This window comes from Streptomyces sp. NBC_01508 (assembly GCF_045040315.1).
Taxonomy (GTDB): Bacteria; Actinomycetota; Actinomycetes; order Streptomycetales; family Streptomycetaceae; genus Streptomyces.
Map to the genome: position 1 here is coordinate 625,195 of NZ_CP109419.1, position 13,476 is coordinate 638,670.

Consider the following 13,476-nt stretch of genomic DNA (forward strand, 5'->3'; position numbering starts at 1 on the left):
CAGGGCGGTGGTTTGACCGATGCCAAGAGGGCTGCAAGAGAGCGGATCCGGCTGGAAGCGGTTGGTCGCTTCGAGAGCGGCGCGAAGAACCGGGAGATCGCGGCCGCGCTGCGGGTGAGCGAGCGGTCGGTGGAGCGCTGGCGCCGTCAGTGGCGTGAGCGGGGTGAAGCGGGTGTCCGGTCGAAGGGATCGCCAGGGCGCCCGAGGCTTTCGGCACGCCAGATTGCCAGGCTGGAGCGGGAGTTGGAGCGCGGTCCGCTTGCCCATGGATGGGCGGATCAGCGGTGGACACTGGCCCGGGTCAAGACTCTGATCGGACGGTTGTTCCACGTCGGCTACACGGTTGAGGGGACATGGCGGCTGCTGAAGCGTCATGGCTGGTCGTGGCAGCAGCCGGCCCGTCGGGCGATCGAACGTGACGACGGAGCTGTGGAGTTGTGGAAGAAGGAGGTGTGGCCGCAGGTAAAAGTACGGCGGCGGCCCGCGGGGGCCTGGATCGTCTGTGGGGACGAGGCCAGCCAGTCGCTGAGGCCGCCACGCGCGAGGTCCTGGGGCCGCATCGGCCAGACGCCGGTAGTCCGCGTCCGGGGCCGGGGTTCAGGGCGGGTTTCGATGGCGGGAATGGCCTGCTTCCGCCCCGGAGACCGGTCGAGGCTGATCTACAGCTTTCGCGTCCACCGGGGCCGAAAGGGCGAACCCAAGGGCTTCACCTGGCAGGACTACCGCGACCTCATCGTGCGGGCGCACAACCAGCTCAAAGGCCCCATCGTCCTGGTCTGGGACAACCTGCGCACCCATCTCATGCCGCAGACGAAGGACTTCATCGCCGCAAACGAGGACTGGCTGACCGTCTTCCACTTCCCGTCCTACGCACCCGACCTCAACCCACAGGAAGGCATCCGGTCCCTGGTGAAACGGGCGATCGGCAACCTCGCCGCCGCGAACCTCGACCAGCTCGCCGCCGTGAAGCGCAGCCTCAAGAAGACCCAGTACCGACCGCACCTCATCGACGGCTGCCTCATAGGCACCGGCCTGGCCCTGAACAGCTGACACGATCAGGCCGACATCACACATTCAAGTTCAGTAGTTCAGAGAATCGGAATCACTCATCACCTGGGCCGCGATCACCCTTATGACCAGACGAATCACCCGCCGAAGCTCCCGCAGAAGCGGACAGCAGACCTCCCGCGAGACTCAACGCGACTGATCATCTTGGCGTCGGCGGTCAGCAACCCCACCAAGAGGTCGCTCGGCTCGGGCCAGCCTAATTGTCGCACCACCACGACGGCTCCACAGGGCAATCCGCACCAGGGGGCTCGGCGTCAGCCGTCGGCACAGAGCCGTCCGCAAGGCCAATACGGGGTGTGTCAGAGCCGTTTCGTGGTGAACAGGAGGGTTCCGTACACCGCGTCCACTTCCTTCCGCTCGGTTTCAGTGAATCCGACCTTGGCCAGCACACGGCGTGAAGCGGTGTTCCAGTCCCAGACCGTGGCCCACAGACGTTCGTACCCAGATGATCTCGCCCATTCCACAACCGCCAACGATGCCTCGGTCGCGTATCCCTGACGCCAAACTCGGCGTAGCAGTTCGAATGCCAGTTCAGGTTCCCCTGCCGATCCTCGCTCGCTGTCGACCAGCCCGCAGTAGCCGATGACGTCACGAGATGCCTTCCGCTCGACCGCCAGCAACCCGCTCGACCACAGCTGGTTGGTGCGGATCGAACCCTCGAGCTCCGCGACCGTGGGGTGTCCGTCCGCGTCGATTCGGCGGTGCGGCGGCACTCGTGGATCACGTTCGGTCCACAGCTCATGCTGGACGACGGCCTCGGCTACCCGCCAAGGTCTGAGCAGCAGGCGACTTGTCTCGAGTACAACCTCACTGCCCGGAACCGCGCCAACTGTCATGGCAGCAACCATGGCACGGGTGAACGCGCTGTCGTGCCACGGGGTGCGCTTGGTCCTCCCGATCATGGGCGCTCGATAGGCGGGACAACCGAGATCAATCCCTGAGTATCGGCTTGGACGTGCGAGTTCGGTATACCCGGTGGGCCGCGTTGCCCCATACACCGACACCAGGCTCAGTTCCTCATACCTGCCCGGCTCCCCGCCGGGGGCCGGGCGTCTTGCGCTGCCCATCGAGCCGCCTTCGGATCGCCTCGTTCGAATCCTGACCTGAGAAGACTCTCCATCCGAGGTTCAGACACAGGCACTTACCTTGACTCTGTCGGGGATCTTGGTGGTCTTGTGTCCTGAACACGAAAGGGAGTTGGTTGTAGGACCGCTTCTGGAAATGGTGCTGTGCGAAAGATGAAGGTATGGCCCTTCAGAGTCGCCCTGCGGGGGGAGGCTCTAAACCGCCTCATGCTGCGTCTGATCGAGGACCGGTCGCGGATCTGGGCTGCGGCCCTGGCAAGGTGACAGGAGGAGGGCGACGATACGAGACGGTCTCGTCGAGGAGAGCAAAAAACGGATCGAGGGGGCGGTCCGGGACAAGGAACTGATCGGATTCCTGGAAGAGCAACTGTGACATCGAGAGGGTTGCGCGGAGCAACATGAGCAAGGTGCTCACTGCCTACGAGGAGCGGCATCTCACCCTAATGGACGAGTTGGGGAACAGCTCGGACATCCGTGTACTCGCGGAGAATCGGGGGCCTCTCGTCACCGCGTACGGGGATGCGCAAACCGTTGCCGAGAAACTCGTACAGCGTTTCGGTGTGGTGCTTGACGCATCGCTGCAAAGCCACTTCCTGCGTTTCCGGAATCTGGCGTGCCAATGGCAAACTACCTCTGCGGACCGTCCACTGACCGGAGAGTTCGGTCTGAAGAACCTCTACACCTCGATCACCACGGGGCCGCTGGAGATCTTGCGGGATTTCCCGTCGGAGGCCGACCGCCGACTCGCCTCCGGACTACGTCTCCTGGACGACCAGCCCGAAGGCGGCGCCGGTTCCTTCGCCGCATTGCGGATTCAACCCGGGAGATCCTTCCCGGAGGTCTGGTACTTCACGGTGGCCCACGGATTCCAGGAGCTGGACATCGGCTACGCGGATTACCTCGACCTTCTTCTGACGACGAAAGGCGTCTACGACTGGCAGTACCTGTTCGCTGACGTCTCCCTGAGAGAAACTGAATGCAACCACGTCCGGAACCGGCTCACCGGGATGCTCAATTTGTTTCCCGGGATCTTTCCCGAATGTGACTACTCGGACCTCCGGGCCCGCCTCCGGGAGCGTATGTGACCCGCTACGCCCCTATACCCAACCCAACCCATCCGGTCCGGAATCGTCATCGTCGATTCCGAGCGCCGAAAACCATGGCGCATCATCGTGCTCCAGTTCAACCCCGACACCCTCGCCCAGGCCGCCGGTGGAGGTGGTGGGGGCAGTGGAGGGGACAGAAACGAGGCCCGCCGCGATAGCCCCCGCCCCGACCGTCGGGGAGCCGCGGCATCTGCTCGGTGACGACTCGGACGCCCCAGGTCCCTGGACCGCTTGTAAGCCGACTGCCGTCGCCGCGACACTGGCGGGCCTTGCCGTCACCCTGACGTGCACGGTCACCTCCCCGTCCTCCAGTTGCACCGGCCGCTGGCCCGGGGAACGGCGAAAAGCGGGTGACCGCCTAGATCAGGGCCTGCTGGAAGCCTTCGCCTGACCCGCATGCCGGTGAGGGGCGGAACAAGCATCCTTCTACCGAAACAAGGAGGCTAGCCTCGCCGTTTCAGTTGGGGTTGCTGGGCGGCTGAGCGAGGTTGTTTGAGGCTGGGTCGGCCGGTGGGCATGGTGAGGGCCCGACGCGGGGTCGGGTTCTCCGAGGTCCTTGGGTTGAGGTGGGCGGGGGTGGTGGGTCAGCCGGCGGGGCGGGGTAGTGCGGCCAGTCGGTGGAATGCGGCCGTGAGCTCGTGTCGCCAGGGCCAGGTCGCCGATATCCGGAGGCGGAGGCGGCGGCTGCCCCGGGTGATTCTGGCGGCGACGTGCAGGAGCCGGTATCGGAGTTTCTTGGGTTCGGCCGTGGCGAGTTCGCCGTCCAGGAGGAGGGTGCGGGTCCAGGCAAGGAGGTCGATCGCCGCGAGGCTGAGTTCGAGCCAGGCGGCGTTGACGCCGAAGCGGCGGGAGGGGAAGCGGCCGAAGCCGGTGGTCTTGCCGCACCGGATGTGGTCTTCGACGGTGGCGTGCTGGCGGTGGCGGACCTCCAGGAACTGGGCGGAGCCGGAGGTGAACGGGGTGTCGGTGAGAAAGACCTGGTGCCGCATGCCTTCGTCCTGGTCGAAGAGTGAGAGCTGGGCTCCGGGGTGGGGATGTTCGCGGCGGACGATGATGCGGGTGCCGTCCGGGTAGCCGGCAAGGTCGGTCATGCCGGTCAGTTCGGCGACCTCGGCGGACTCGCGGAGGGTGCCGTCCTGGTCCAGGGCGGGGTGCCAGACCTGCTCGGGCAGGGCCCGGATCGCGCGGCGGACTGGTTCGGTGACCGCGTATCCGACTGAGAAGAAGGTGCGGATTCCGCGTGTTCGCAGGTCTCGGATGTGGCTGAGGAACGCTTTCGCGGATCCGGCGCTGTCGGTGCGGATCAGGATGTCGGTGCCGTGCCGGTGGGCGTCGGGGATCTGCGCGAGAGCGTCGTCCAGAACCGCGATGTGATCCGCGGCCGTGTTGGCTCCGGAGTTTCCGGGCCGGAGGCGCCCGGACATGGCCTCGCCGGTGTTGGCCAGGAAACACAGCAGGGGGTGGAAGCCGAAGCCGCCTTTGTAGGTGGGTGCGGCCTGGACCTTCTCCGAGTGGCAGGTGATCAGCGTGGCGTCGATGTCCAGGACCAGTCCGGGCACTTCCCGCCCGCCGGCTTTCGCCGCCGGTATGCCGCAGCGGGTCTCGGATGCCTGGAGCCAGGCCACTTCCCGAGCCTGAGCCCGGGCTGAGCGCAGGCGGCCCAGTACGCGTTCATCGACGGCGGCCAGCACCCGCCAGGCAGTCGGTGTCGAGGCGATGGGGCCGAACACCTCGCGCTGGTCGCGCAGGACGGCCAGATCCGTGATGGTCTCGCCGCCGGCAGCCACCATCACCGCGAGGTCGGTCGCGATCCGGCCCGGGTCATGACCAGTACCGCGTGGCCGGAGCGGTCCGAGCGCGGTGGAGTACGCGCTGGTCAGTCCGGTGACATCGGCGAGATCAGCCAGCAGCCGTGCCCCGGCATGACCGATCACCCCCGCCCCGTCAGCAGAGACATGAAGCCTGGGACGCGAACCGATACCCTGCACGCAGAAAGTGCCTTCCACCTGGACCGACAGAACCCCTCGACAAGGTTCATCGTCCCAGCTCGGAAGGCACTTTCGCGTTCACGGCCAGCAACTGGTCGCACGCCAACTGAAACGGCGAGGCTAAGGGCTGTCCCGTAAATGATCTCCGAGTCGCCTCGGGCGTGGTTGGCCCTGGTGCGGGCCGCTCGACTATCCGGTGAGGGTGAGGTTGTGCATGCGGGCGATGCCGAGCATCGCGTGGCGCACTCCATCGCCTCTGAGACGACAGTCGCGGAGAATCTTCCAGGTCTTCATACGGGCGAAGACGTGCTCGACCCGGGCTCGGACCTGCTTGTGTGACTTGTTGTGCTCCTGCTTCCACTCAGCCAGCTCTTCGCCTTTGCGTCGGCGGTGCGGCATGACAAGTCCCGTGCCGGGGTAGCCGCCGTCGGCGATCGTCAGCGTGTTGCCGACGGCGGCTTTGGCGCCGGATTCCTCCCATGCCTTGCAGTCGTTGCGGTTTCCGGCGAGCGGCCGGCCAACCACGACGACCAGGCGGGTGTCGGCGTCGATGACGACCTGGTAGTTGGTGGAGTACCGATAGTTCTTCGACTGCGCGGCCACGGTGTGGTCGCGGGTGGGCACCAGGGTGCCGTCCACGATGAGCACGGCATCCTTGGCGAACCGCTTGCGGGGCTGGAGAGCGAGCATCGGCCCGAGGTGGTCGATGATCCGGTCCGCCGACTTGGAGACCCCGAACAGCGGGGCGAGTTGGCGCATGGTCAGGTTCGCGCGCCAGTACGCCGCGACCAGCAGGGCCCGGTCCTCCAACGGCAGGCTCCACGGCCGGCCCTTGCGGACCGCGTCAGCACCCTCGCGCCGCAGAACCGTCACCAGCTTCCCGAACTGCCGCGGGCTCAGCCCCGTGAACGGGGTTATCCAAGACGGCTTCGACGCCGTGATCACACCAGCCACCCGGTGATCATTTCAGTTGCCGACGTAGCTCGTGCTGGGCGATCCTGTCCACTTCGCAAGCGAGGAGGACGACATGGGCTTGATCCTGTTCCCAGGAGACGGAGACAACAGCAGCCCGGACGTCACATGGTCCTGCATCCGCTTCAACGACTTCCGGGAACAGCTCGCACAGGCCGAGGGGTTCAATCTCCCTGAGATGTGGGGCTTCGGGGGCGACCGGCCGTGGAGCGACATCTCCACCCCCCTGGAGCCACTCCTCGATCACCGGATGTCGGTGGCGACGGCCTCTACGCCGCCGACTGCGCTGCGATGCTGCCCCGTCTGAAAGCAATCATCGGCCAGTGGCAGGAGGAGCCCGACGAACCGATCCTCCAGCAGCACATCCAGGACGCCCAACAGCTGACTGTCGTCCTGCGTTTCTGCGTAGATGAGGGCGTCGAGCTCATCTTCGGCTGACGTTGAGGAGTGCCCAGACAGCCAAACCCCACCACGGCCGCAGTTACGGGACAGCCCTTAGCCTCGATCCACCAGTGTGATACCTGGGAGATGTGTGGCGGGAACGTAGGAGATGCCTCGTGACCTGTGATGATGGGCTTGTCAAAGGCTTCTTCGCGCACGATCGGCAAGGCATCTCTCGGGTGAAGGCATCCCATGCCGTTCCGGCGGTCTCTGCCTGGTTCGATGGAGCGAATCTGATCGCGGACGCGGGTCTGTTGGCGGTGGTCCGGCTGGCGGATTGGACCCGACCGCTGTGGTGCGCCGGGCCGGTACGGTGAAGACATGACGCTACCTGACAGTGGATCAGCCGGACGTGAGGCAGTGGAGGCAATCACCTATCGCGTGGCTGAGAGCGAGGGGGACAGGTCCGCCGTTATCAAGGGCGAGTTCAGCTCGGACACCGTCTTCGAAGTGGTCGGCTCCGGCAGCGGGTTCACCATTCGACCCACTCGGCTGGACCCGCCGGTTCACAAGGTCTTCCCCGACGACGAGCCCGAGGGCGATAGGGCGTCGGAGGGCAAGCGCCGGTTCGTCGCGCTGGATAGCGATCGCGTGTGCGGGTATGTCGACACGGAGTATGAGCCCTGGAACCGGCGGCTGGTCATTGCCGATATCGAGGTGGCCGGGCCGTACCAGGGCCGAGGAATCGGGCGCACGCTGATGAGCCACGCCATCGACTGGGCCCGGGCATGCGATGCCGGGCACGTCTGGCTGGAGGTGACGAACATCAACGCTCCGGCCATCCGGGTCTATCAGCGGATGGGGTTCACCTTCTGTGGCCTGGACACTTCCCTCTACAGCGGAACCGAGTCCGAAGGGGAGACGGCACTGTACATGAGCCGCTTCCTCGACCAATCTGCCGGTCAATAGCCATTCCAGTGCTTGAACATGGAGACGCGGATGCCCTCTGAACTGGGATGATGGGATTTCCTAGGGTTCCATGTCCACAGAATCGGAGTGCATCCGCGAGATGCAATCTTCCCATGCCGCTGCGGCGGTGTCCGCCTCGTTCGATGACATGAATCTGGTCGCGTACGCGGGGCTGGTCCCGGTGATGCGACTGGCCGAGCGGTGCGGGCTGTCCCGTCTGGCTGCGGCCAAGGTGAAGCTGAGCAGGGCGAAGAACAGCGCGGACGCCGCAGCGGATGCCAAGATCACCGGCTTTGTGGCCGGGATGGTCGCGGGTGCGGACAGCATCGACGACCTGGACGTCCTGCGCCACGGTGCGATGCCGACGCTGTTCGGCGGTATCCGCGCCCCGTCCACACTGGGCACCTTCCTTCGCGCGTTCACCCACGGTCATGCCCTCCAACTCCACGCCGTGCACCGGAAGTTCCTCGCCGAGCTGACCGCGCACGCCCCGCTGCTGCCCGGCTCGGGCTCGAAGGCGTTCATCGATGTCGACTCCACCCACAAACGCGTCTACGGCCGGACCAAGCAGGGCGCCGAGTACGGCCGGTTCAAGGGCATCCGCACCCTGCACCCCCTGATCGCCACCCTCTGCACCCCCACCTCGCGGCCGGTGATCGCCGGGGTGCGGATGCGCCGCGGCAAAGCAGCCGACTCCCGGGGCGCCCCGAAATTCGTGAGCGAGGCCCTGGCCACCGCCGTCGAGGCCGGCTGCACCGGCATACGCAGGGTGTTTCACACAACGCGCTGACCAGCGTCAACGGCTTGTCCCCGATTGGTGCTGCACAGGCTAAGCGGTTCGAGTCGCACAGGGATATGTCCGCTTCGCGGTCTGCCACTGGTCGGGGCCGGCGCACGCGGGATGTGCGCTCTTCGTTTTTGCCGCTGGGGGCGTGCGCGAGGGCCCAAGTGCTCCTCTTCGCCGGTACATCCAAGCTGCGACCTCGGCTTGGGCCAGGGCCTTGGCAAGGTCGAGCCGGTCCGGCTCAGCCCTCCCGCTGGCAGGCGCCCTGCTGGGCGGAGCGGTCGTCGAAGCCCAGGTCCGACACAGCCTTGCCCGAGCCGACCTCCCTCATCTTCGACTGGGTGTCGAAGACCTGGCGCTCGTAGAAGCACCACGGCTGGACGTCCTGGTTCGACACGCTCCGCGCGGCCGGCCGAACCAGTTGCTCCTCGTCGAAGAGGATCCGCAACTCGCCCTCGTAGGCGGCCTCCGTCCAGGCACAGACCCCGACAACCGCCGGACAGAGCGGCACCGGCCTGGCCCGAGCCGAAACCGACGGAAGAACGGACATGTCCACCGTCGCCACGGCCGCCACGGTGGGTGCGTCGCGAAGGGCAGTCTTGTCTGAGTCGGGCGGCTCCGTCAGAGTTGAGCCTTGTTTGTTCCGAGGAACGGGGGCGGTACGAAATCGTCGTCACGCCCCGTTGTCGCGATGCTGTTGGCACGATCCGCTCCGGCCGCGGACCGGACCGCTCCTCCCGGAAGGACGACGTGGAACTGTCGCGCCCCGAGTTGATGATCAATTCATCTGAGCGTCTTGTATCCGTGGTGGCCAAAGTAGTGCAGGAGTGCCAGAACGGGCTGCCGGAACGGATGATCCATCTGTCGAGCGACGTCGGTTGGCCGGCCCTGCGGAAGTGTCTGGACACGTATGGGCGCCGGATCGAGGCGTCCGTCGAGGAATGGGAGAGCGGCCTGCGGATGCGGCTTCCGCGAGCGGTAGTGACGATCGAGGAGCGCGCATCTTCCATCGTGGTCCACGGCTATCGCGCCGGACCCGGCGTTGTTCGCGATCGCCCGTTGTTACCGGCGCCGGTGCAGGCCACGGAAGTCTGGCAGCTCACCGAGTACCTCACGGCTCCGCCGGCCGGGGCCGGCTCCGTGTTCACCGGGGACGAGGAACGGCTCAGGGCCGCGTTGAAGCACGAGAGCTGGCTGGTGGCCACGCTCGCGTGTGATGTGCTGAACCGGTCCGGGGTCCCGGCGGTGCCGCGATTCGTGCGTGACCACGATCCCCACCAAAGCGTCGGAAGGGGGGATTCCGCCCAAGGTGACGGTACGTTTACCGAGGTGTGGGAGGCCCGCGTCAGCGTCGACGAGTACGCGCTCTTCGAAGCGGTACACCCGGGCTATGCGGTGCAGATGGTGGAGTTGGGCCGCATGGTGCGGTCGCACTGCCGCGCTCTGCCCGACGCGGTGCTCGATGTGGGAAGCGGGCCCGGCCTGCCGACGGTGATGCTGGCCGAAATGTTCCCGGGCGCGCGGATCGACGCGGTGGAGCCCAGCCCGGCGGCCATCCCGCATCTGGTGAAGAACACGGCGGGACATGCGGTGACCTTGCACAGGACAGGGATTACCGACTTCGCCGGGCCTCGCGACTACCCGGTGACAGTTTCGGTCGGTGCCTCCCACCACATGGACACCCGTATGTTCCTGCGTGGCCTCAAGCGGCACACGGCGCCCGGGGGGCTGATTGTTGTCGCGGACGAAATGGTCGCTCCCTATGCGTCGGAATCCGAGCGGTCACGGGCCGTCATCGACCACCATTTCGTCTATATCGACCAGGCGCTCGCACACGTTCCGGACTCCCGTCTCCCGCCTGTGGAGCAGCGCCGTATCCGCGCCCTGCGTGATACGGACCGACGGACACCGGAGCGTTTGGCGGACCTCCTCGAAGAAGTGCGCCAGGACCGGTGGTTCCATATCGGGGATGACAGCCCGTGGCAGCGCGTGCGCTTCTGCGTTCTGGAACTCGAAGCCCTGGTGGCTGGAGTCGACTACGACGTAGAGCGCAAAACCTGGGTGGAGAATTTCATGACCCTGGCTCAGGACGAGGGGCTGGAGCCCGTCGAACACCGCCGTGTCCACGCCACGGTGGGAGGCCGTGACCTCGATGCGGGTACCCATGTTGTTGCTTTACGTAATCCCCACCCGGCGCCCATAGCTTCGAGGACGTTGTGACTGAACCGCACCGACGCCCCACGGCCCGTATCCACATCGAGAGCCGTGAGTGCAGCCCACAACTGCTGGAGCGGCTGACCGGCGCGACGTACTTTCCCGAACGGCTGCTGGGGCCCGCGATCGTCAACACAGTGTGCCGTCGCGACGGTCACCTGCTGTACGTGACAGCCCCGGGCCTGATCGACGCCGACCAGCAGGTGGACTACTACCTGGGCCTCCTGTCGGGCGGCGCTCACGAGTCCGGTGCCGGCGAGCTGCGGCGGAAGCGCGACCTGGTCCGCATCGTGCACCTTGATGATGTCTCCCCCCGTTGGCTGAGCAGTAAGGTTCTCGATCCCGTCAGCACGCGGTCAGCCTGTGCGCGGGAGGCGCTGCGGGACTTCGTGGAAACGCACCGGCGCACCGGCGCAGATGTGCGGCTGAGCTATTTCGAGCCTTCCCAACCGCTGGAACAGCTGGCCCGCGACCTGGAGGTGCCTGGCACTCAGCCTTCCGCCTCTCACATCCCGCTGGGAACCAAACACGCCGGCCGCCAGATCTTTGCCGCTGCGGGCATTCCGGTACCGGCGGGCAGCAGCGTGTGCCATGACACCGCGGCACTCGCGGCCGAGGTGGCCAGACTGGTCAGGGCCGGGAAACACCAACTGGTGTTGAAGCTCAACAGCACCGCGTACGGCGGGGGCCTGGGCAACGCTCTGCTCGACCTGGAGGACGGGATCACCTCGGCGCCCGATGACAGCGTCGAGGAACAGGTCTGCCGGGCGCTACCTCATTCGTCCCTGATGGACCCCAAGATCACCTGGGACGACTACGTCACCCTGATGAAGCACTCCGGGGCGATCGCCGAGGAGATGATCACGGATGACCCACTGCCCAGCCCGAGCTTCCAGGGGCGTTTGACCGACAGTGGCACCGTGGAAGCCGTGTCCACCCACGACCAGGTCCTCGGTGCCAACGGCCAGAGCTACCACGGCTGTACCTTCCCGGCCCACGCCGACTACCGGCGGCTGACCATCGAGTACGGGCTGCGGGTGGGCGAGGTACTGGTGGAACGCGGAGTCAACGGCGGGGACTACGGCGTGGACTTCCTCGCCGCGCGATCAGGGACCGGGTGGCGCCTGCTCGGCTGCGAGATCAATCTCCGTGCCACAGCGACCAAACACCCCTTCACCATGGCCCTGGGCCTTCTCGGCACAGAACCCACTGTGGACGGGCGTCTCTTCGTGAACAACACCGAGCGCGTCTATGAGGCATCGGACGCCATCATGGACCAGCGCTATAAGGGGCTGCGCCCGGCCCAGCTCATCAAGGCCGTCACCGGTTCACCGATCAACTTCGACCCGGTACGGAAGACCGGCGTGGTACTGCACATGATGAGCCCCGTCACGGAGTTCGGGAAGTTCGGCGCCCTCTGTATTGGCCGAAGCCGCGCTCAATCGGCATCGCTCATGCGAGAACTGCACTACCTCGCACAGCAGTTGACTTTGTCGCAGTAGCCACCTGGGCACAGGCGATCCAGACGTTCTTAGAGGGCGCGGTCCGCGTACACCCGCGGATCCGCTGGCGGCAGCTGCGTGGGCGACGGAGCCTGCTCCCCCGCCAGGGAGGGCGGACTCCACTCGTCGTCTGATCACTGGTCACGCACATCACCCCCGCTGAGGTCCGAGGTCCTTGGGCCCGTTGGTCACGTCGGACTCGACTGCCTGGCCCTCATCCAGATTGCGGAACCCGGAAGCGGTGACCGACGTGTGGTGCACGAACACCTCCGCACCGCCGTCGTCCGGGTACCAACCCGCACCAACCCGCACCTGCTCGTCACCGCGCGGACCTCCGCCGACGACACCCACCCCCGCGTCCGTCCCCAAGCCGTCAGCAGACCGCTCGCACGCATCGGTCTCCAAGTCGGCACACGGCGCACGGACCGCCCTCGACGAGGCCAAGCACACAGACGATCCGGTACACCTGATCCGGCTCTTCGGAATCTCCTCCTCACGGCGATGCGCTACCTCCGAGCAGCCCATCCCGACGGCTGTCTCTCCCCGAAGGGTGGCCATCACGTGCTCTTGGGATGGCGCCGGTTCGTCATCCGTCGCTCTTCAGCACGGGATCTCCTGATGCGCTTCGCAGCGGAGTGTCCCTCGGGTGGGAGGTCGAGCACGAGAAGGTCGATCTCACCCTCGCCGACAAGTTCCGGATCGAGATCCCCACCGGCCAGTCGAAGGCGGCCTGGTCGATGTGGGTCAAGCCCGGCAACAACCACCTCGAAGGCTGGCACAACGAGCACGCAGGGAAGGACTGGACCAACCACTTCCGGGCCCAGGAGCTCACCTACGACAGCCACGCGGTCTACTTCACGATCAGCTGTGTCGGCGGCCAGCACGACGGATGGCCTCTCGTGGTCTCGCCGGACGGAAAGAACGAGGTCTGCGCGGCCAAGGGCGTCGAGTACAGCCGACTGTGGTGGGCGGTCGGTATCGGTGAGGGCAGCAAGTCCACCACCCTGACGAAGTTCGCCCGGCTGCGGGAGCCCACTCCCTGGGCCTACGTGGGCAAAATGGGATGGAATGAACGCCTCTTCGACGCCGGTTACGTCGGCTACGCCGATGTCCTGCCGCCCAACACCCGCGAGTGGACCTTTGCGAAATAGCCAGTGAGCCTTTTCCAACCTCAAGTTGAGGCGTGGTGAAGGACGAGGACGGCCTTCACAATGTCGGTGATCCGGTTGGTGCTGCAGCGGAGCTTCCGCGGTAGGCGCCAGCCTTTCAGGACGGCCATGGCCTGCTCGCCGACGCACCGGATCTTGGCGTGGCTGCTGTTGTGTCGTCGCTTCCATCGCTTGAGCCGGCGGCCACGGAAGGGGACGCGGATCTGTCGGCCGGCGCCTTGGTACGCCTTGATGCTCC

At 66.1% G+C, this 13,476-nt stretch carries 14 protein-coding genes and 1 pseudogene; 9 read left to right on the plus strand and 6 right to left on the minus strand.

The window, feature by feature from the left end:
• Positions 1 to 12: 12 nt before the first annotated feature.
• Positions 13 to 1,050, plus strand: a complete 1,038-nt coding sequence (locus OG700_RS02850) for an IS630 family transposase (RefSeq protein WP_405608341.1) — start codon at positions 13 to 15, stop codon at positions 1,048 to 1,050.
• A gap of 317 nt (positions 1,051 to 1,367) precedes the next feature.
• On the opposite strand, the gene OG700_RS02855 is transcribed toward OG700_RS02850, so the two are convergent.
• A complete protein-coding gene (locus OG700_RS02855) occupies positions 1,368 to 1,970 on the minus strand; it encodes a GNAT family N-acetyltransferase (RefSeq protein WP_405608344.1) in 603 nt (200 codons plus the stop codon).
• 581 nt (positions 1,971 to 2,551) lie between these two features.
• Here OG700_RS02855 and OG700_RS02860 point away from each other — a divergent pair.
• On the plus strand, positions 2,552 to 3,238 hold the full coding sequence (locus OG700_RS02860; RefSeq protein ID WP_405608347.1) for a hypothetical protein: 687 nt from the start codon (positions 2,552 to 2,554) through the stop codon (positions 3,236 to 3,238).
• 605 nt (positions 3,239 to 3,843) lie between these two features.
• Here the strand turns inward: OG700_RS02860 and OG700_RS02865 are convergent.
• Positions 3,844 to 5,265, minus strand: coding sequence for an IS1380 family transposase (locus OG700_RS02865; protein ID WP_405608350.1), 1,422 nt, complete (start codon positions 5,263 to 5,265; stop codon positions 3,844 to 3,846).
• 171 nt (positions 5,266 to 5,436) lie between these two features.
• Positions 5,437 to 6,201, minus strand: a complete 765-nt coding sequence (locus OG700_RS02870) for a transposase (protein WP_405608353.1) — start codon at positions 6,199 to 6,201, stop codon at positions 5,437 to 5,439.
• Between the two features lie 73 nt (positions 6,202 to 6,274).
• Here OG700_RS02870 and OG700_RS02875 point away from each other — a divergent pair, with 73 nt between their 5' ends.
• From OG700_RS02875 to OG700_RS02890, 4 genes are all read left to right on the plus strand, one after another.
• Entirely contained in the window at positions 6,275 to 6,526 is a 252-nt protein-coding gene (locus OG700_RS02875; protein WP_405608356.1) for a hypothetical protein, read from the plus strand.
• Positions 6,511 to 6,657, plus strand: coding sequence for a hypothetical protein (locus OG700_RS02880; protein WP_405608359.1), 147 nt, complete (start codon positions 6,511 to 6,513; stop codon positions 6,655 to 6,657). The genes OG700_RS02875 and OG700_RS02880 overlap by 16 nt, the downstream gene beginning before the upstream one ends.
• A gap of 324 nt (positions 6,658 to 6,981) precedes the next feature.
• Positions 6,982 to 7,569: a GNAT family N-acetyltransferase gene (locus tag OG700_RS02885; protein WP_405608362.1), complete on the plus strand. Its 588-nt coding sequence runs from the start codon at positions 6,982 to 6,984 to the stop codon at positions 7,567 to 7,569.
• A 100-nt stretch (positions 7,570 to 7,669) separates the two neighbouring features.
• Positions 7,670 to 8,359: a transposase gene (locus OG700_RS02890; RefSeq protein WP_405608365.1), complete on the plus strand. Its 690-nt coding sequence runs from the start codon at positions 7,670 to 7,672 to the stop codon at positions 8,357 to 8,359.
• A 235-nt stretch (positions 8,360 to 8,594) separates the two neighbouring features.
• Here the strand turns inward: OG700_RS02890 and OG700_RS02895 are convergent, their stop codons facing one another.
• Positions 8,595 to 8,918, minus strand: coding sequence for a hypothetical protein (locus OG700_RS02895; protein WP_405608368.1), 324 nt, complete (start codon positions 8,916 to 8,918; stop codon positions 8,595 to 8,597).
• A gap of 185 nt (positions 8,919 to 9,103) precedes the next feature.
• Between OG700_RS02895 and OG700_RS02900 the strand changes: the two genes are divergently transcribed.
• Both OG700_RS02900 and OG700_RS02905 read left to right on the plus strand, forming a co-directional pair.
• A complete protein-coding gene (locus OG700_RS02900) occupies positions 9,104 to 10,573 on the plus strand; it encodes a class I SAM-dependent methyltransferase (RefSeq protein ID WP_405608371.1) in 1,470 nt (489 codons plus the stop codon).
• 161 nt (positions 10,574 to 10,734) lie between these two features.
• Positions 10,735 to 12,069, plus strand: a complete 1,335-nt coding sequence (locus tag OG700_RS02905; protein ID WP_405608374.1) for a peptide ligase PGM1-related protein — start codon at positions 10,735 to 10,737, stop codon at positions 12,067 to 12,069.
• A 150-nt stretch (positions 12,070 to 12,219) separates the two neighbouring features.
• Here OG700_RS02905 and OG700_RS02910 read toward each other — a convergent pair whose 3' ends face one another.
• The gene (locus OG700_RS02910) at positions 12,220 to 12,438 is read right to left on the minus strand and encodes a cold-shock protein (protein ID WP_405608377.1); all 219 of its coding nucleotides are present in this window, start codon (positions 12,436 to 12,438) and stop codon (positions 12,220 to 12,222) included.
• 266 nt (positions 12,439 to 12,704) lie between these two features.
• Between OG700_RS02910 and OG700_RS02915 the strand changes: the two genes are divergently transcribed.
• Positions 12,705 to 13,220 (plus strand): hypothetical protein, encoded by a 516-nt coding sequence (locus OG700_RS02915; protein WP_405608380.1) that lies wholly within the window; start codon positions 12,705 to 12,707, stop codon positions 13,218 to 13,220.
• Between the two features lie 20 nt (positions 13,221 to 13,240).
• Here OG700_RS02915 and OG700_RS02920 read toward each other — a convergent pair.
• Positions 13,241 to 13,468 (minus strand): annotated as a pseudogene (locus OG700_RS02920) (transposase family protein); the annotation flags it as partial.
• Positions 13,469 to 13,476: the final 8 nt, after the last annotated feature.

What these genes read in the sequence shown, in the direction of transcription:
- OG700_RS02855 (WP_405608344.1), bottom strand. Translation starts at nt 1,970, where the DNA reads ATGATCGGGAGGACCAAGCGCACCCCGTGGCACGACAGCGCGTTCACC.
- OG700_RS02860 (WP_405608347.1), top strand. Translation starts at nt 2,552, where the DNA reads ATGAGCAAGGTGCTCACTGCCTACGAGGAGCGGCATCTCACCCTAATG.
- OG700_RS02875 (WP_405608356.1), top strand. Translation starts at nt 6,275, where the DNA reads ATGGGCTTGATCCTGTTCCCAGGAGACGGAGACAACAGCAGCCCGGAC.
- OG700_RS02880 (WP_405608359.1), top strand. Translation starts at nt 6,511, where the DNA reads ATGCTGCCCCGTCTGAAAGCAATCATCGGCCAGTGGCAGGAGGAGCCC.
- OG700_RS02885 (WP_405608362.1), top strand. Translation starts at nt 6,982, where the DNA reads ATGACGCTACCTGACAGTGGATCAGCCGGACGTGAGGCAGTGGAGGCA.
- OG700_RS02890 (WP_405608365.1), top strand. Translation starts at nt 7,670, where the DNA reads ATGCAATCTTCCCATGCCGCTGCGGCGGTGTCCGCCTCGTTCGATGAC.